Source organism: Treponema pectinovorum, assembly GCF_900497595.1.
In the GTDB taxonomy this organism is placed as follows: domain Bacteria; phylum Spirochaetota; class Spirochaetia; order Treponematales; family Treponemataceae; genus Treponema_D; species Treponema_D pectinovorum.
Map to the genome: position 1 here is coordinate 271,458 of NZ_UFQO01000002.1, position 18,254 is coordinate 289,711.

The window sequence follows — 18,254 nt, forward strand, 5'->3', positions numbered from 1 at the left end:
GAAGTCCGCAAGGACCGCGGGCACCAAGCCGCGTAACACCCGACGGGCGCTTTGCGCTCGGACTGCCCATGTTAAAATCTATTTTATCCAATTTATTTTGACATTATACAATCGATTGATTTTATGCAGGCGTTTCTAAATCCGGCTTCTTCCAAGGCTGTAACGCCACGGATTGTGCTGCCACCTGGTGAACAAACCTTGTCTTTTAAAACGGCCGGGTGCTCTTCGGTTTCTTTTTGGAGTTTTGCTGAACCTAAAAGAGTTTGGCTTACCAAACGGTATGAAAGTTCGCGGGGAAGTCCGTATTTTACCGCTGCATCTGCGTATGATTCTATGAACAAGTCGACAAAAGCAGGTCCGCAACCGCTTATTGCACCAGCGATTGGCATTAGATTGTCTGCAATTTCTTCTACAAGGCCGAGTGTCGAAAAAAGTTCCCAAATTTCTGCTCTTTCTTCTTGTTTTAGCGAATTTGATTTTTCAAACAGAAAAACGCCTTCGCTAACTGTTGCTGGAGTGTTTGGCATTACAAATTGAATTCTCGGTTTTACAGTGTATGCGGAAAGCGCTTTTTCGTAAGCGTGGAAATTCCAGCCCAAAGCTATTGAAATTAAAACTTTATCTTCTAAATCTCTTCCAATTTCGCCTAATACGCTGTCTATATGGTAGGGCTTGCAAGCGATAAAAATTGTATCCGTGTTTTGCACGGCCTCTTTTAAAGTTTTGCAGGCAGTAAACCCAAATTTTTGCGAGTTCGTGCTGAGTTTTTCCTGATTTGGAGCATAAGCAAATATATCGCTGGCCTTTATTTTTTGACTTTTTATAAAGCCTGCGACCAGAGCTTGTGCCATATTTCCCATTCCAATAAAAGATATTTTATTCATAAAAACTCCACGCCTTTGTAAATGTTTTTCTTCGAGCAGATTTTATTCTGCCAAAAACAAAGTTCCCTTTGCAGTCCCGTCCAAAAGTCTGTCCAAAATATTTGGCACAGCACCGTTTGCAAGCAACATAGGAATTCCATAAACAGTCGTTTTTTCCGCTGCTTGAATTTTTGTTTCTATTCCGCCAGTTCCAAAACTGTTCGTTTCGCCAATCTTAATTGAATTTCGAAGTTCTGAAATTGATTTTACGCTTTCTATAAGCTTTGCCTGCTTGTCTGTTTTTGGATTTGCAGTAAAAACTCCATCTATATCGCTGAATAAAATTAAAAGGTCTGCACTCCAAAGAATCGCCGTCAATGCAGAAAGGTTGTCGTTATCGCCAATCGAAAATTCATCGGTAGAAACAGAATCGTTTTCGTTTATGATTGGGACAGCGCCTTCGTCTACAAGCGTAAAAAGCGTGTTGCGAATATTTAGCGAACGGTGTGAATCTTCAAAATCTTCTTTTGTGAATAACAGTTGCCCAATGTGTAAGCCTTGTTCGTTAAATGCTTTTCTCCATTGCGACATAAGTTCAACTTGCCCAATGGCACACAGAGCCTGCCTAAAATGCACATCTTTTTTTCGTGCCCACTCTTTTAAGGTAGAAACGCCAGAAACTTGCGCACCAGAAGAAACCACAACCAGTTGCTTGCCCTGTTCAATTAAATTTTTGCATTGGCGGGCAAACGCTGCCATAAATTCCGTATTTTGCGTGCCGTCTGGTTTTGCAAGTGTATTGGAACCTATCTTAATTACAATTTTGCGCGAAGATTTTATCGCTTCTTGAATCGTCATAATCACATCTTAATGTAAGGCAAAGCGTTGAGCAATAAAATGTGTCTGCGTTTTTTCAATAAAAAGAAGCACAATTTGTGTACCGCAACCCGCTTTTACTGCAAGTCCTCGCGAGCGGTGCTCGCTGCGGTCTTTTCGTGGCAATCGGGGCTAAGTTTTTAGGAGAAAACTAGATTATAGTTTGCGCCACTAGCCTTATCGTATTTGCCCTTCGCCGTCTATCAAATATTTGGTTGTTGTAAGAGCCTTAATTCCCATTGGACCTCTTGCATGCAATTTTTGGGTGCTTATGCCAAGTTCTGCTCCAAAGCCAAATTCGCCGCCATCTGTAAAACGAGTGCTCGCATTAACATATACACAGGCAGAATCAATTTTTGCCTGAAAAACTCTTGCGTTGTTAAGGTCGTTTGTAACAATGCATTCAGAATGTTTTGTATTGTGGCTGTTTATAAAACTAATTGCTTCTTCAATATCAGAAACAACTTTTACAGCACAGATAAAATCCAAAAACTCATATCCAAAATCTTCCGGGCAGGCTTTTTTTGCAGAACTTCTTATTATTTTATACGAAATTTCATCGCAGCGTAATTCAACTTTGCCCTCAAATTCTTTTGCGAGCATTGGAAGAAAATCTTTTGCCACATCTTTGTTTACAACTATACACTCAATCGCATTGCAAGCGCCCGGACGTTGAGTTTTTGCATTGTAAGCGATTTGCACAGCCATCTTTAAGTCTGCACTTTGGTCAACATAAAGGTGGCAAATTCCCGCTCCAGTTTGAATTACAGGAACTTTTGCAATCTGCGTTACAGTATTTATGAGTTTTGCTCCGCCACGGGGAAAGGCAACATCAATTTTTCCAACAGCAGTTAAAATTTCTTCAACTTCTGCATGGCTTTTGCAAGGAGCAAGTTCAATCGATTCTGGAATGCCAAATTTGGAACAAGTAAGTCCCTGTTTTATAGCGTTCAGGATTGCAATATTAGAAGCGAGTGCAGAAGATGAACCTCGCAGCAAAATTGAATTTCCGCTTTTGTATGCGAGTGCAAAGGCGTCGGCTGTAACATTTGGGCGACTTTCGTAAATTACAGCAACAACTCCAATCGGAACTCTAATTTGTCTTATGGACAATCCATTTGGAGTTTTCCAGCCAGCAGTTTCTTCGCCAACTGGGTCTTCTTGTGAAATTATTGTATTTATGGAGTTTATTATCGAATCGATTTTTTTGTCATCAAGAGCAAGCCGCTCCACAAGGCTTTCGCTCATACCAGAATCCCGTGCATTTTGAACATCAAACGAGTTCGCCGTAAGGATATTTCGACGATTTTCTTCTAAAGAAAGCGCAACGCAAGATAAAGCTTCATTTTTTTGTAAAGCAGTTTGCAAATAAAGACGATTAGAGGCTTTTCGTAAGGACCCACAAATTGCGTTTATATCCATAAAAATCTCCAAGACACGATTTTAGTTTTTTTCAAGAATATGTAAATACTCGACTGTAAAGCAGTTTGCAAAGAAAGACGATTAGAGGCTTTTCGTAAGGACCCACAAATTGCGTTTATATCCATAAAAATCTCCAAGACACGATTTTAGTTTTTTTCAAGAATATGTATTTTGGCAGTAATCACTCACAAATAATTTGTATTTCAATATTTGTTAAAAAAAGTGTGAGCAGCAAGTATCGACACAAGCGTTTACATTTAATAATTTGCCAAAAAATACATTCCTATCAAAATGAGTGCTCTGCATTTTTCGTTTGAAAAGTTTGCGTTTTCTGGCAAGTTTTTTATGTACCACCAGAAAATTCCAAACTGTGGATCAATGCGCAAGGCGTATTCGGTAAAATTTTCTTCTTTTGACATATTGCCAAACATAAGGTAAACGACATCGGTCAAAATATGGCCAAAGCGTGCGTATTCGCTGTTGTATTTGCCGTCTTCTGCATAAGCACAAAACTGTTCAAGGTTATATAAAAGCTGCTCTTTTATTGTTTCGTCGTCTTTTTCTACCCAAGTTTTTTGAATTAAGAGTGTTAAGTTTTTTTTGAATGAAGAAATCAATTTTGAGTCATCTGCACCTGCAAAAATGTTTGCAAAGTCAGAATCCGTATTAAAAATTCCAGCAATCTCTGTTGAAAGGCTGTTTATCTCGGAAATATCTTCTGTATCTATAATTTTTTCTACAGCTTCAATCGCTTTTGAATCTACGAATTCTCTTATTAAATCAGTTTTTATCATAAGGCAAGTCTATAATTTTTTGTTGGATATGTTCAAGTGCAAACAGGAGCAAGAGCCTGTTCACAACCAGCTGTCCGCGGTTGCGCTGTCGCTCCATTGGCGCAAGCCGCCAACGCTACGCGCCGCTACCATCTGGGCTAAGTTTTATTTTTAAAGTTCAATTTTTTGTGTCTGTAAATTGCGCATCGAGAAAAAGTTTTTGTTAAAAACGATAAAGCCTAGCCCCGATTGCCACGGAAAGACCACAGCAAGCGTGCTTGCGAGGACTTGCAGTAAAAGCGGGTCGAGAACGGTATTGTGCTCTTTCCGTTGAATTCGCTCTTCTAAATCATTACAATAATAAAATGTTTCGTATTTATGTAGAACGTAAACCTGGCTTTGAAAGTGAAGCGCAAGGTATTTTGTCGGAAATTAACGGTTTTTTGGGCATTTCTTCTGTTAAAGGAGTGCGTTATTTTAATCGCTATGACATTGAAAATGTTTCGGAAGAAATATTTAAAGCTAGTGCATCGAGAATTTTTTCTGAACCACAAAGCGACAGTATACTTCTTTCGGAAGTTAAAGCTGAACCTTCTGATACTGTTATTGTTTGGGAATTTCTTCCGGGGCAATACGACCAAAGAGCCGATTCTGCTGAACAATGCTTGGTGCTTTTAAGGCAATCGCTTAAAGATAGTATGCAAGTTGAAGACTTGCCTCCAAGGGTACGCTGTGCGAAGATGGTTATTCTTTCTGGAAATGTTTCTGCGGACGAAGCTTCTAAAATTCAAAATTATCTTATAAATCCTGTGGATAGCAGGCTCGCTTCTAAAGAAATTCCACAAACTCTTGAAATTAAAACTGAAGAACCGGGAGACGTGCCTGTTGTTGAAGGTTTTACGAGCCTTGGCAAAAAAGAGCTTGCTGTGTTCTTGGCTAAGATGGGTCTTGCAATGGATTTGGCTGATCTTGTTTTTTTACAGAAATATTTTAAATCTATTGGAAGAAATCCTACTGAAACGGAAATTCGTGTTTTGGATACTTATTGGTCTGACCACTGCCGCCACACAACTTTTAATACTGTTCTTAAAGATATAAAAATCAAAAAAGGTCCTTATGCTAAACTTTTTAAAAAGTCGCTTGAAAATTACAAGGCTATGCACACAGAACTTTATGCAAAAAGAAAAGATAAGCCTTTGACTTTGATGGATATGGCAACAATTGGTGGCAAATATCTTAAAAAACATGGGTTTCTTAATGACCTTGAAGTTTCTGAAGAAAACAATGCCTGCTCGATTTTTGTTGATGTTCGCTATACGACGGATAAAGATGGAAATCCGATTGAAAAAGGTAACGAAGAAGTTGAACGCTGGCTTTTGCAGTTTAAAAACGAAACTCATAATCATCCTACAGAAATTGAGCCTTTTGGTGGAGCGGCAACCTGTATTGGTGGCGCTATAAGAGATCCTCTTTCTGGAAGAAGTTGGGTTTATCAGTCTATGCGCGTAACAGGTGCTGGAGATCCGACCGTTTCAATGGATAAAACTTTGTCTGGTAAATTGCCTCAATTAAAATTATGTAGAGAGGCGGCTCAAGGGTTTTCTTCTTATGGTAACCAAATTGGTCTTACAACTGGGCAGGTTGCAGAAATTTATCATCCTGGGTTTGTTGCAAAACGCATGGAATTAGGTGCTGTAATAGGGGCAAGCCCTTATTCAACTGTAATGCGCGAAACTCCAGAAGCTGGCGACATTATTATATTGCTTGGTGGCGGAACAGGACGCGATGGAATTGGTGGAGCAACTGGTTCTTCTAAAGTTCATACGGAAAAATCTGTAACAACTGCTGCTGCCGAAGTTCAAAAAGGAAACGCTGTAGAAGAGCGAAAAATTCAACGCCTCTTTAGAAATCCAGAAGTTAGCAAAATGATTCGCCGCTCTAACGATTTTGGCGCTGGGGGAGTTTCTGTTGCGGTTGGAGAACTTGCACCAGGACTTGATATAAATCTTGATTCTGTTCCTAAAAAATACGAAGGTTTAAACGGCACCGAACTTGCTATTTCTGAATCGCAGGAAAGAATGGCGGTTGTTGTTCGCTCAAGCGATGTCGAAAAATTCATAAAATTCTGCAATTTAGAAAATCTAAATGCCGTTGTTGTTGCCACTGTAACGGACAAAAATAAACTTACAATGAAGTGGCGCGGAAAAACGATTGTTGATTTGGATCGCTCCTTTTTGGATTCCGCTGGAGCACCTCATTACGCTAAGGCTCAAATTGTAGATCCTGCTCCTGTGGATGTTTCTCCCTTGGTAGAACCTTTAGAAAGCGTAAAAGATGCTCTGGGTGAATGTGCCTATGCAACTGGTGAAAGCGCGGCAAATGTGCCCTCTAAAGAACAGATAAAAAATGCCTTTATCGCAAATATAGGCGACCTTGCTTGTTGTTCGCAGCGAGGATTGCAGGAAAGATTTGACGGTTCTATAGGCTCTTCCACTGTGTTGTTCCCATTTGGCGGAAAACATCAGGGAACTCCAGAATGTGCTATGTCTGCAAAAATTCCTGTTCTTTCTCCTAGAGAAACTTCTACTGTAAGTTTGATGTCTTATGGTTATGACCCTAGAGTTGCACAGTGGTCTTCTTGGCATGGAGCACAGACAGCAATTCTTTCTTCACTTACAAAAATTAGTTGTGCTGGTGGAAAAGCTAGCACAAGCCGCATGTCGTACCAAGAATTTTTTGGTAGAACTGTGGACGATAAAACTTGGGGTTATCCTGCGGCGGCTCTTTTGGGAGCGGTAGACGCACAAAAAGAAATGGGCTGTGCTTCTATTGGTGGCAAAGATTCTATGTCTGGAACTTTTAAAGATATGAACGTTCCGCATACTTTGGTTTCTTTTGCAGTTGCTCATGACGAAGCAAAAAATGTTCAATCAGGTTCATTTAAAAAGATAGGAAGCTTTATATATTTAGTACAAACTCCTTATTCTTCGGAACTTGCTCCAGACTGGCAAACATTCAAAAAGAACTCAGATGCACTTTACGAGGCTAACAAGGCAGGAAAAATTCTTGCAATGTATCCTGTTGGTGCAGGTGGAATTGCAGAGGCCATAACAAAGATGGCATTTGGAAACAGAATTGGAGTTCAGCTTACGGCGATTCCTTCAAGTGCAACTGCTTTGGGATTCCACAGAAATGTGAATAATACGATTGCGGATTTGTTTACTCCTTTATACGGCTCAATAATTGTCGAAACCGAAGATGAAAAATTTGAATCAAACGGATTTGTAAACACGACAGTTGTCCGCATTGGAAACACTCAGCAAGACAAGATGATAAGCATTGCAATGTCTGGCTTAAATCCTTTGCCATTAACAGAAATTTCGCTCGATGAACTTTATTCTGCTTGGGAAGAAAAACTTTCTAAAGTGTTCCCTCCTGTTAGTTCTAAAAAGAATGAAGAATTGAATGATTGGGCAAAGAGTGTTCATCCTTCTCTCCAAGATGCTCGTTCTAAAAAAGATTCATTTACAGTTTTAAATAAATCAAAATCAAAACCTAGAGTCATCATTCCTGTTTTCCCTGGAACAAATTGCGAGTTTGATATGGCGCGTGCATTTAACCTTGCTGGTGCAGATTCTAAAATTTTTGTATTTAGAAATAGAACGCTTCAAGATTTGGAAGAAAGCCTTAATTCATTCGAAAATGAAATTTCACAATCGCAGATTTTGGCATTTTCTGGCGGATTTTCTGCGGGGGACGAGCCGGACGGTTCTGGCAAATTCATTGCAAACGTCATAAGAGAAAAACGAATTGCAGACGCGATAACTGCGCATTTGGAAAATAAGGACGGTCTTATCCTTGGCATTTGTAACGGATTTCAGGCGTTGATAAAAACAGGGCTCTTGCCGTTTGGAAAAATTGTAGAATCAAAAGAGGAAAATCCAACTTTGACCTATAACAACATTCATCGCCATATAAGCCGCGTTGTAAGAACGCGAATGGTTAGTGCCACTTCTCCTTGGGCTCTGGATAAAACCGTATTGGACGAAAGACCTCATTATGTTCCTGCAAGCCACGGCGAAGGCAGAATCATAATGCAGGAAAGTCTTGCAAAGTCGCTATTTGAAAAAGGTCAGATTTTTAGCCAGTATTGCGATGGAAACGGAATTCCTACTATGAATGAGCCAGATAATCCAAACGGTTCTGCTTATGCAATCGAAGGTCTTACAAGCCCAGACGGACGTGTGCTCGGAAAAATGGGGCACTCTGAAAGAACTCTTGGCATAGGCGGATACAGCGAAGATTTGATAAAAAATATCGCTTACGACAAGCAGGCAAATTCTTGCCAAAATATATTTGCGGCTGGCGTTCGATACTTTAAATAAAAATTGATATACAACTGATTCTAAGATTAGGCAGTTGTAAACTTAAGGAAAAATGATGAATTTTGTAAAACTAACAGTAATTTGTTTAATTACAACTTTTTTTATGAGTTGCGGAAATAAAACTCAGGAAAATATCAGAAAACCATCAAAAAATATTGATTCAACAGTTTGGATTGATAATCTCATAGATGCTAAGGCTGCCGCTCAAAAAGAGAATAAAAAAATCTTTCTGTTTTTTTCTGGGGATGACCAAGACCAATCGAGCGCTTCTTTAAAAAAATCTGTTTTTAACACCAACGAATTTATGAGCGAAATGCAGAAAAAATATGTTCTTGCAAATTTGGATTTTTCAAATTCGCTTTATGAATCTGCAATGCCTTCTCCAACTGCTTCTGAAGAAGATAAGAAAAATGCAGAACAGATAATGGCAAAACTCGAAGAAAATTCTAAAGATGCTTCCATGTATAACATTCAGGCAACTCCTTCATTCTTTTTGCTCACAAAAGAAGGCTATGTTATTTCGGAAATTATTTTTGATAAAGAACCAAAATCCGCAGATGATTTCTTTAAATTTTATGAAACACTTTCTACAAAAATTACGGAATATGAAAATCTTTTGACTTCTGCTACAAAAGGAAAAAAAGAAGACAGGCTCAATGCAATCAATAAATTGTTTGAAATTACCGACCCACAACTTCGCTTTTTGTTGCAGGATTTTAGCGCCTATTACATAAAGGCAGATAAAAATAACAAAACAGGAATGGTTGGTACGCACGTAGTTGCTCTTGCAAATGCGAATGCGGTAAAGGCGTATCTGAATCAAGACCCTCTCACCGCAAGCGAAGAATTTGCAAAGGCGGCTTTAAATAAATTTTTAACTCCTGACGAAAAACAGCAGTGTTTTTATACGGCAGGATTTCTTTTTGTACAAAGCGGAACTACAGATTATCAAAAAGTAGGAGAGTATTTTAAAAAAGCTTATGATGCTTCTCCAGAAAGTCCTTATGCAGAAACTATTTTGAGCATGATGCGTATGATGGAAGAACGATACGCAGAACAGCCGTCAGCTGATTCTCAAAATTCTGCAAAATAAAAAGATGATTTTATTTATAGGAATGTTATGGACGGCTATCCCACGGATAATTTTATTCTTCTTATAATAATTGCTCTTACTTGTGTTCTTCTTTCTTCGCTTTTTTCTGCGTCAGAAAGTGCATTTCTTGGTTTAAACAAACTGCGAGTTCACTTTTTGCGAGAAAAGGGCGATAAAAAAGCGATTCGTGCCGGAAAACTTTTGGAACGCAAAGAAGAACTTTTGAATATGCTCCTTGTCGGCAACGAAATTGTAAACGTTGCTCTTTCTGTAGTTCTAACTTCTATCTTTTTAAAACTCTTTGGACCTGCGGGGCTTGGAGTTGCAACTTTTATTTCTACCGTTGCCCTTTTGATATTTGGAGAAATCACTCCAAAAAGTCTTACGACGCGCTATCCAGAAAAATTTTCTTTTGCACTTAGCGGCTATGTTTCGTTTTTCTTTTTTGTTTTGCGCCCATTTGTAATTTTTTTTACAGGGATTTCGCGCGTCTTGCTGAATATCTTTGGAATCAATACCCAAAAAAAACAGGCAACATTTACAGAAGAAGAAATAAAGACTTTTATAGATGTTGGTGGCGAAGAGGGGGTCTTGGAGACTGGCGAAAAAAACATGATGAGTCGTGTTTTTAAATTTACAGATTTAAGCGCTACCGACATAATGGTTCCGCGTCCAGAAGTTGTAGCGATTGGAACGGATTTTTCTTATAGGGATATAATTCAACTTTCTGAGCAAACGCGTTTTAGTCGTTTTCCTGTTTATAAAGATGAAAACATCGACAATATTATTGGCGTGTTATACATAAAAGACTTGCTTTTTTACCAAGGTTCTAGGAGCGATTTTAAAGTTGAACAGCATATGCGTTCTCCGCTTTTTATTCCGGGAACGACAAAGATGTCTTCTATACAAGAACTGCTCAGAAAAAACAAACAGAGTTTTGCGATTGTAATAGATGAATATTCAGGAACGGATGGAATTTTAACGACCGAAGATATTGAACGAGAAATTTTTGGAGCGATTGCGGATGATTTTGAACAGGCAGGAAAAGCCACAACCGTCCACATAAAAAATTTAGATGATAATATGCTCGACGGAAGTGCACGCCTTGCCGACCTTGCAGAAGAATTGCACATTAAACTTGACTCTCACGATAACGAAACGATTGCAGGCTATATTTGCGAAAAACTCGGTCATATTCCAGTTCCGGGAGAATTCATCGATGTTGGCGAATATAGGTTTGAAGTAAATTCAATGGATTTTCTCAGAATTGAAAGCGTTCACTGCACTAGAATTGCAGGAGGTGAATGATTTTGAATTTTTTGTATGAAATTTTGCTTCCATTGATAATTGATATTTTTTTAGTCTGTGTAATTGCATTCTTTGCCGCGAGCGAAACAGCGTTTCTTTCAATAAATCGTGTTACTTTGCATCAAATGCTTAAAAAAGATGGAAATAAAAAACACAGTTCGGCAAAAAAAATCCAATTTTTAAAAAAAGATACCGCCAAACTTCTTTCTCTAATTTTAATTGGAATAAATTTTGTAACCGCTTTGACCTCTGGTATTGCGGCAACTGTTGCTATAAAAATATTTGGAGATGCAGGTTCTGCATACGCAACCTTTGTAATCGCCTTTATCTTGATAATATTTGGCGAAATTATGCCAAAAACTGTGGCTTCCGTTTATCCAGTTCAAGTTGCGGGACTTTTTGCAGGAATTTTAATAATCGTAGAAAAAATTCTTTTTCCTGTCGTATGTATTTTTTCTTCAATTACGAGTTTTATAACTCGAGTTTTAACGAAATTTGTTAAAGAAAATAAAGAGCTTATAACTGAAGAAGAACTAAAATCTCTCATTGCCGTAGGAGAAAATGAAGGAACTCTTGAATCTAGCGAAAAGAAAATGCTTTACAGAATTTTTAATTTTACAGATTTAACGGTTCACGACATAATGCGTCACAGAAGCCATGTTCAGTTTGTCCCGGAAAATGCATCGTTTAGTCAAATTGTAGAAATTTTTGCAGAAACTGGATATAGCAGACTTCCTGTTTGCCAAGAAAATTTTGAAAATGTGATAGGCGTCTTGTATTATAAAAATATCCTTTTGGCAGGCAGAGTTAGAAAAGATTCCAAAAACCTTGCAGTTCGTTGTATGCGGCCTGCACTTTTTATTCCTAAGACGATGACGGCAACAGAACTTTTGCAAAAATTCAGGCGTGAAAATGCAAATTTTGCAGTTGCTGTTGATGAAAACGGTTCTAATGTCGGGATTGTAACTATGGATGATATTATGCGGGCAGTTTTTGGGCACAGTGTTCATGTTGAGCAAAAAGAAGTTCCTCCAGAAGCTTTGATAGTGCCTGTAACTTCCAAGGAATTTTTGGTTCCTGGCGATATGCGAATTGATGATGTTAATGAACTTTTAAAACTCAACCTAGAAAGCGACAATTACGATACTTTGGCAGGCTGGCTTTTGGAACAATTTGATTGTCTGCCAGAGGCAGGCGAAACTATCCGAAAAAATGAAATCCTCTACAAAGTAGAGGACCAAAGTCAAAGAAGAATAAAAAGTGTAAGAATCACTCTTCCTTAAAATTATTTGCGTGCAATATCTACTATCAATTTAGCAGTGCCTTCTACGCCTGCCGAAGAACTGTTTATCATTAAATCGTAGTTTTTTCGTTCGCCCCAAGTGTTTTCTGTAAAAGTGTTGTAGTGATTTGCTCTGCGTTTGTCTATTTGTATAACATTCTTTTTTGCAGCCATTTCTGGTTCATGATAGAGTTCTTCGATTCTTTTTAATTTGTCGTCCAAATCTCCATAGATAAAAACATTTAACAAATCTTTTTTATTGATTTCTTGTGAATTGCTCAATATATAATCTGCACAGCGACCAACTATTACGCAGTTGCTTTTTTTTGCGAGCTCTAAAATGATTTTTCGCTCTGCATTAAAAACTTGATCTGCCAATGGGAGTATTTGATTTCCTGCTATGCTTTGAGCAGCATTGCTTGCCGTTCCAGAATAACTTGTTCCCAAAAGAAGATTATACAAAAAGCCTGAAGAAATATTTTGTTCTGTGTTTTTAATAAAATCTGCCGAAAGTCCGCTCTCTTGTGCTGCCATATCTATAATCTCTTTGTCATAAAAAGTATAGTCAAGCGCTTCTGCAACGAGTTTCCCAATCAATCTTCCACCAGAACCAAATTCGCGACTTATAGTTATAATTTTTTTCATAATCTAGCCTCCAACAAATTATAAAAGGATTTTGTCTTTACGCTTGCGAATAAATTATAACATAAAATAAGGAATTGAGGAAAATTAAAATTGTAAAAAGTTATATTTGCAACCGAATGAAATTTCAAAGGTTGAAGCAGAGGCTCCACCTTGAGAATCGTTGCTTTTTGACCAAGTTTTTTTATCGTTTGAACTATAGGTTACACCAGAAATCGTAAATAATTTTGAATATGTAATATTTAAGTTTAAAGCAAAATCCTTTGTAAAAAAATAAGAAAAATCTTGGGAAATTTTAAAGGTTTTAAAAAAGCCTTCGCAGATATCTGTAAAATGTTTGGTTGCCCTATAAGGATGGTCATCTTGATTAAAAGTGTAGATATACGGAGCGATTTTAAATCCAAAATTTAATGCCAAATCTTTTTTAAATGTTAACTTTGAATTAAAAATATAACCTATATCAAGCCCCATCCAAAAGGATGTTGTTTCTCGCATGTATTCAAGAACAATCGCATTGGAAGGCATATTTCCTTTGTCGATATGAGTTGTGTTTTCATCATTCCAAGGATAATAAAAAGAGTTGCCGTTAGAATCCGTTGCGAGTTTTCCGTATGATTTCCAGCCGCCTTTTGCGGTAAATTTTATTTTTGAATATTCAAGTTCCAGATTTGGATTGATTTTTAGAGTTGATATTGGATTAAAATTCCAGCCTCCACTTATCGAAAATGAATAGTCATAATTAATGTAGTTGTCGCTTTCTGAATAATTTGTTTTATATGCTTGGTGTTCAGATAAGGTTGGACTCATTATGTTTTTCCAATCGCTATCGCTTATGATTCCGCTGGATTGAGGAATTGCCGAAGTCAATTTTATTTGCGCAAAAAGGTGTTTAAACTCTGCAGTGAATTTTGTCCCGATGAATATTTCATTTTTTATCTGCCAGTTTAAATGGCTCAATTTATTATCTGGTGTTTTTCCCGAATCTGACGATTTTTGAGGTTCATCTAAAAATACATATTCGCCAAGGTTCCCATTTTTTATGCTTAAAAAAGGTTCTATTTTTAACGAAAATTCTTTTTTTGCGGAAGAACTGCTTTTTTTTTCGGTCGTTGTTTTTTCGTTTGTGGTTGTTTGTGCATATGCGAACGTTGAAAAAAGAAAAAGAAGACAAGAGATAGAAATCAATTTAGTTATCTTTATTTTTGTTAATTTGTATATCATCCGCTCTTTTTTTACATACCAACTCGAAAAATCTTAGCCCGGGGTGGAGGGCGGCGTAGCCGGTCCTTTGGACCAACCGTAGGGGCGCCCGGAACACCGGTTTTTGTAACTAAGCCAACGGGTCAACTCCAAAGATGCTTAGAAGTTGTTTGCGTGTTGCTTCCATATCTTTTGGATAAGGTGCTGTAAATGTCATAGGCTCGGTAGTTTTTGGATGTTCAATTTTTATGCTGTATGCATGGAGTGCAAGTCTGTTTAATAGGGGACGTTCTGTTAACGTGTCTCCGTTCCATCGTTTTTTTATATCTGAAAGGCAGACTGGTTTTTGGTTTCCAGAATATAGTGGGTCGCAAACGATTGAAAGGTCTATTGAACGAAGGTGTGCTCTAATTTGATGTGTTCTTCCTGTGATTGGGCGGGCTTCTATCCAACTGTAAGGACCGCATACTCCTATAAGGCGAAATTCTGTTACCGAAGGTTTCCCAAATTTTGTATTTACGATTGTTCTATGGCGTGCATCTCCATCTGGCAATAATTTTGATTTAACTGTTTCTGTCTGCCAAAGAGGTCTTCCATTTACTAGACAGTGGTAGATTTTTTCTACTTTGCGTTCTTCAAATTGAATTGAAAGGTTTCGATGCGATTCAGGATTTTTTGCATATATTACGCATCCAGAGGTGTCTTTATCTATTCTATGGATTGCAAAAAGTTTACCAAATTCTTTTTCTGCTTCTAAATCAAGACGAGGGGCAGCTTCATCATAACGGTCTGCTGCTATTAAAAGTCCCGAACGCTTATTTAAAACTAAAATATCTTCATCGTTGTAAATGACTGTGTAGTCTGGCGTGGTTTTCATAATGCGGATTATAACATAAGTAAAAAAAATACTGAATAAACGAGCTTTTAGTTGAAAACGCGGATTAGAATTTTTATGATTTCAAATTTTCGATTAAAATTTTGAGATGAGAAATCGACTTGTTTTGTTAAAATTTTTCATTCAAAAATTGACATAAAAAGCCAATCGTTTTTTGAAAATTTACAGATTTACGCTTTATAGAATAACGCAAATTTTTCTGATAGAATTTGTTTATGGATTTTGATTCGCCTTATTTAACCAAACAGATAATCGCATACATTGGAAACAAACGAAAATTGCTTTCTTTAATTTATAAGGCGTTAGAAGAATCTGGAATTGATTTTTCAAAACAACTGAAATTTGCAGATTTATTCAGCGGAAGTGCAGTTGTAAGCAGATTTGCAAAATTTTTGGGATTTGAAGTTCATTGCAACGACTGGGAACCTTATGCAAAAATCATTGCAGAAGGCTGTGTAAAAGCGGACAAAAAATCACTTAAAAATTTTTTTAATACCGATGAAGAGTTTTTATCTTTTCTTAATAAAATGAATTCTCTTCCTTGCCCACAGGATAAAGACTGTTACATCGCAAAATATTACGCTCCAAAAAGCGATGATATCCTGGAAGCGGATTATAAGACCGAGCGTCTTTTTTATACGCGACAAAATGCACTTGCCATAGATAAAATTCGAAATCATATCGAAAAAGAATTTCCTGAAACCTCTCCAAAAAATGAGGTTTTGCGCAACGTTCTGATTGCAAATTTATTGTACGAGGCGGCAACTCATACAAATACGAGCGGAGTTTTTAAGGCTTTTCATAAAGAATTTGGCGGTCATGGGAAAGATGCTCTAAAGCGAATTTTATCGCCTATAAAATTGAATCTGCCAGAATTGATTGACGGCAAGGCTCCAGTTTTTGTGTATAACGAAGACGCAAATTGCTTGGTCAAAAAACTTCCAAAAATGGATGTCGTTTATTTAGACCCTCCATATAACCAACACCAATACGGGAGCAACTATCACATTTTAAATACGATTGCATGTTGGGATAAAATTCCAGAACCTCTTGAACTTAACGAGAAAGGTGTTTTAAAAAATAAAGCAGGGATTCGCTCCGATTGGATAAAAACTCGCTCAAAATATTGCTATAAGGACACAGCCGTGGCAGCATTCAGCGAGCTGATTAAAAACATAAATGCAGATTTAATTTTGATAAGTTACAGTTCCGACGGAATAATTCCATTTGAGCAGATGAAAAAAATCGCTTTGGAAAGGGGTTATGTTTCAATCGTAACCAGCACTTATACTACATATCGCGGTGGCAAACAGAGCAACAGCCGTGTTAATGCGGATATAGAATTCATACTCGTAATAGACACACAACGAAAAGCTTTAAAAGAATGTGAAGAAAAAATCGACAGGATAATTTTAGAAAAAAAAGTTTTAATGCTTTTAAAGCGAAGATTTTATCGACACCGTTTGGAAAGAGAATTCGACAGTTTTACAGATGAAAAAGCGATTTTAAAATTAGGAAATAAAAAAATTGAATTTCCATGTAAAGATAAATTTACGCTTGGAATTCCAGAAAATTTTTATTCATTTAATAGCGATAAACTTTTTAAAATACTTACTGTTCTTGAAAAAACGATTTGCACTACAAAAAAAGAAGAACTTGAACAACTCCTTTTGCTTTGTACAGAAAAAAATGGGAATGAAAAAAAGTATATTCGCCTTGTTCCTGCAACATTAAAAAAATTGGCACAAAAAAAATATAAGCAAATATTTTACGAAGAGTTAAAAAATATAAAAAACGCATTGGAATCAAGACCAGACTTGTATTCTTTTATAGAACCAAAAATTTTAGAAATAAAAACTATTGCAGAAATTCGATTTAATACTTGAACCGTGCTAAAATATTTTGCATGTACAAAAATCCTATCATTCTATGTGATTATTCCGATCCTGATGTCATTAGAGTTGGCGAAGACTTTTTTTTAGTTGCTTCTAGTTTTAATTTTACTCCAGGACTTCCTATTTTAACCTCTAAAAATTTGGTTGACTGGAAACTCGTTAATTATGCTGTGGAAAATATCCCGATTGCTCGCTATAAATATCCTCAAAATGCAGAAGGAATTTGGGCACCGTCTTTTGCGTATCACGATGGAATGTATTATATTACTGTAGGGTTCCCAGACGAAGGAATTTATATCACTCAAACAGAAAATATTTTGGGGAAGTGGTCGCCTTTAAAAGAGATTTTTCATGCAAAAGGTTTTATAGATCCTTGTTTATTTTGGGATGAAGATGGAAAAGCTTATATTGTTCACGCTTATGCAAGGAGCCGATGTGGTTTTAACAGCAAGATAGGAATTTTGGATTTTGATGATAAAAATTTGGTTTGTACTGGTGAAGACCGTTTTATTTTTGATGGAACAAAAACTCAACCTACAATCGAAGGGCCAAAAGTTTATAAGCGAAACGGATATTATTATATTTTTGCTCCAGCAGGTGGAGTTACAGACGGATGGCAAACTGTATTGCGCTCTAAAAATATAGAAGGCCCTTATGAAGAAAAAATTGTCTTAGAACAAGGCTCTACAGAGATAAATGGTCCTCACCAAGGTGCTTTGGTTACAACTGCACTAGGCGAAGACTGGTTTATTCATTTTCAAGAGCGGGGAATTTACGGCAGAGTTGTAAATCTTGAACCTGTTGCTTGGCGAAATAATTGGCCTTTGGTTGGGTCTTCCGTAAAAACAGGAGTATGGCCGGGCGAGCCTGTTGAAAAATATCTATATCCAAAAGTTAAAAAATCTAAATTATTTGATTCAAATATAACGATAAAAAATGTGCGTGCGTTTGAAGGAGCATCTTTGGAATGGCAATGGAATGGCAATCATGATGACAGTTTTGCAACTCAGGTTGGACCACAAAATAAAGCTGCTGAATCATTTAGATTGAATGTGCTCAATGTATCTTCGCAGTTTCAGAATGGCTTTCCAGTTTTATGGAATTCTTCAAATGTACTTTCTCAAAAAATAAAATATGAAAGTTTTTATTTTACGGCTAGTGCAGTTTTAAAAGAACTTCCGCAAAAATGTCGTGCTGGAATGATTTTTGCAGGAGAAGAATACGCTTCTGTTGCAGTAGAAAGAACTTTTAACGGTTTTGACCTTGTGTATATAGAGTCACAAAATAAAGAACTTACAGATGAAGTCCGCACAGAAAAAGAGAAAATACGAATACCGATAAAACTTTCGAAAGCAAATCAAACTGTAAAGTTTAGAATGGATTTTATACCTTTTAGCATTTATGCAGGAGCAGTTCAGTTTAGCGTTGAATCTGGAGTATTTTTTAAAACTTTTAAATGGAAAAGCGAATATTTTGGCACGGAAAACGCACATTGGGTTGGTGGCAGATTTGGGCTTTACGCAGTTGGCGATGTTTTTGGTAATGTGCTTTTTTATGATGTAAAAGTTAGGCATTAAATCGACTAATCATCGGTAGTTTTAGTTGTACGAACTTGTAGCA

General features: G+C 37.1%; 13 protein-coding genes. 6 read left to right on the forward strand and 7 right to left on the reverse strand.

What is annotated here, in order from left to right; all coding sequences use genetic code 11:
• Positions 1-92 precede the first annotated feature (92 nt).
• The 4 genes from proC to FXX65_RS03635 all read right to left on the reverse strand — a co-directional run bounded on the left by proC (position 93) and on the right by FXX65_RS03635 (position 3,955).
• On the reverse strand, positions 93-884 hold the full coding sequence (gene proC, locus FXX65_RS03620; protein WP_147615135.1) for a pyrroline-5-carboxylate reductase: 792 nt from the start codon (positions 882-884) through the stop codon (positions 93-95).
• A 42-nt stretch (positions 885-926) separates the two neighbouring features.
• Positions 927-1,721 (reverse strand): glutamate 5-kinase, encoded by a 795-nt coding sequence (gene proB, locus FXX65_RS03625; RefSeq protein ID WP_147613448.1) that lies wholly within the window; start codon positions 1,719-1,721, stop codon positions 927-929.
• Positions 1,722-1,916: 195 nt separating this feature from the next.
• Positions 1,917-3,161, reverse strand: coding sequence for a glutamate-5-semialdehyde dehydrogenase (locus FXX65_RS03630; RefSeq protein ID WP_147615136.1), 1,245 nt, complete (start codon positions 3,159-3,161; stop codon positions 1,917-1,919).
• A 257-nt stretch (positions 3,162-3,418) separates the two neighbouring features.
• A complete protein-coding gene (locus FXX65_RS03635) occupies positions 3,419-3,955 on the reverse strand; it encodes a hypothetical protein (RefSeq protein ID WP_246104339.1) in 537 nt (178 codons plus the stop codon).
• 344 nt (positions 3,956-4,299) lie between these two features.
• Here FXX65_RS03635 and FXX65_RS03640 point away from each other — a divergent pair, with 344 nt between their 5' ends.
• The 4 genes from FXX65_RS03640 to FXX65_RS03655 are packed head-to-tail and all read left to right on the forward strand — an operon-like array spanning position 4,300 to position 12,003.
• The gene (locus tag FXX65_RS03640; RefSeq protein WP_147615137.1) at positions 4,300-8,319 is read left to right on the forward strand and encodes a phosphoribosylformylglycinamidine synthase; all 4,020 of its coding nucleotides are present in this window, start codon (positions 4,300-4,302) and stop codon (positions 8,317-8,319) included.
• 55 nt (positions 8,320-8,374) lie between these two features.
• Positions 8,375-9,412 carry a thioredoxin family protein gene (locus FXX65_RS03645; RefSeq protein ID WP_187116206.1) on the forward strand — a complete coding sequence of 346 codons (1,038 nt, stop codon included), beginning with the start codon at positions 8,375-8,377 and terminating at the stop codon, positions 9,410-9,412.
• 27 nt (positions 9,413-9,439) lie between these two features.
• A complete protein-coding gene (locus FXX65_RS03650; protein ID WP_147615139.1) occupies positions 9,440-10,720 on the forward strand; it encodes a hemolysin family protein in 1,281 nt (426 codons plus the stop codon).
• Positions 10,717-12,003 carry a hemolysin family protein gene (locus FXX65_RS03655; protein WP_147615140.1) on the forward strand — a complete coding sequence of 429 codons (1,287 nt, stop codon included), beginning with the start codon at positions 10,717-10,719 and terminating at the stop codon, positions 12,001-12,003. Before FXX65_RS03650 ends, FXX65_RS03655 begins: the two co-directional genes overlap by 4 nt.
• Positions 12,004-12,005: 2 nt before the next feature.
• Here FXX65_RS03655 and FXX65_RS03660 read toward each other — a convergent pair whose 3' ends face one another.
• The 3 genes from FXX65_RS03660 to FXX65_RS03670 form a co-directional block, all read right to left on the reverse strand.
• A complete protein-coding gene (locus FXX65_RS03660) occupies positions 12,006-12,647 on the reverse strand; it encodes a cytidylate kinase-like family protein (protein WP_147613457.1) in 642 nt (213 codons plus the stop codon).
• 84 nt (positions 12,648-12,731) lie between these two features.
• A complete protein-coding gene (locus tag FXX65_RS03665; protein ID WP_147615141.1) occupies positions 12,732-13,865 on the reverse strand; it encodes an omptin family outer membrane protease in 1,134 nt (377 codons plus the stop codon).
• Between the two features lie 109 nt (positions 13,866-13,974).
• Positions 13,975-14,721 carry an RluA family pseudouridine synthase gene (locus tag FXX65_RS03670; protein ID WP_147615142.1) on the reverse strand — a complete coding sequence of 249 codons (747 nt, stop codon included), beginning with the start codon at positions 14,719-14,721 and terminating at the stop codon, positions 13,975-13,977.
• Positions 14,722-14,954: 233 nt separating this feature from the next.
• Between FXX65_RS03670 and FXX65_RS03675 the strand changes: the two genes are divergently transcribed.
• Together FXX65_RS03675 and FXX65_RS03680 are read left to right on the forward strand one after the other, a co-directional pair.
• Positions 14,955-16,625, forward strand: coding sequence for a DNA adenine methylase (locus tag FXX65_RS03675; protein ID WP_147615143.1), 1,671 nt, complete (start codon positions 14,955-14,957; stop codon positions 16,623-16,625).
• Positions 16,626-16,645: 20 nt separating this feature from the next.
• Positions 16,646-18,211 carry a glycoside hydrolase family 43 protein gene (locus FXX65_RS03680; RefSeq protein WP_147615144.1) on the forward strand — a complete coding sequence of 522 codons (1,566 nt, stop codon included), beginning with the start codon at positions 16,646-16,648 and terminating at the stop codon, positions 18,209-18,211.
• Positions 18,212-18,254: the final 43 nt, after the last annotated feature.

Bases quoted from the DNA above. Each gene is read 5' to 3' on its own strand.
- FXX65_RS03635 (WP_246104339.1), bottom strand. From the start codon at position 3,955: ATGATAAAAACTGATTTAATAAGAGAATTCGTAGATTCAAAAGCGATT.
- FXX65_RS03650 (WP_147615139.1), top strand. From the start codon at position 9,440: ATGGACGGCTATCCCACGGATAATTTTATTCTTCTTATAATAATTGCT.
- FXX65_RS03675 (WP_147615143.1), top strand. From the start codon at position 14,955: ATGGATTTTGATTCGCCTTATTTAACCAAACAGATAATCGCATACATT.
- FXX65_RS03640 (WP_147615137.1), top strand. From the start codon at position 4,300: ATGTTTCGTATTTATGTAGAACGTAAACCTGGCTTTGAAAGTGAAGCG.
- FXX65_RS03655 (WP_147615140.1), top strand. From the start codon at position 10,717: ATGATTTTGAATTTTTTGTATGAAATTTTGCTTCCATTGATAATTGAT.
- FXX65_RS03660 (WP_147613457.1), bottom strand. From the start codon at position 12,647: ATGAAAAAAATTATAACTATAAGTCGCGAATTTGGTTCTGGTGGAAGA.
- FXX65_RS03630 (WP_147615136.1), bottom strand. From the start codon at position 3,161: ATGGATATAAACGCAATTTGTGGGTCCTTACGAAAAGCCTCTAATCGT.
- FXX65_RS03670 (WP_147615142.1), bottom strand. From the start codon at position 14,721: ATGAAAACCACGCCAGACTACACAGTCATTTACAACGATGAAGATATT.
- proC (WP_147615135.1), bottom strand. From the start codon at position 884: ATGAATAAAATATCTTTTATTGGAATGGGAAATATGGCACAAGCTCTG.
- FXX65_RS03645 (WP_187116206.1), top strand. From the start codon at position 8,375: ATGAATTTTGTAAAACTAACAGTAATTTGTTTAATTACAACTTTTTTT.
- FXX65_RS03665 (WP_147615141.1), bottom strand. From the start codon at position 13,865: ATGATATACAAATTAACAAAAATAAAGATAACTAAATTGATTTCTATC.
- proB (WP_147613448.1), bottom strand. From the start codon at position 1,721: ATGACGATTCAAGAAGCGATAAAATCTTCGCGCAAAATTGTAATTAAG.
- FXX65_RS03680 (WP_147615144.1), top strand. From the start codon at position 16,646: ATGTACAAAAATCCTATCATTCTATGTGATTATTCCGATCCTGATGTC.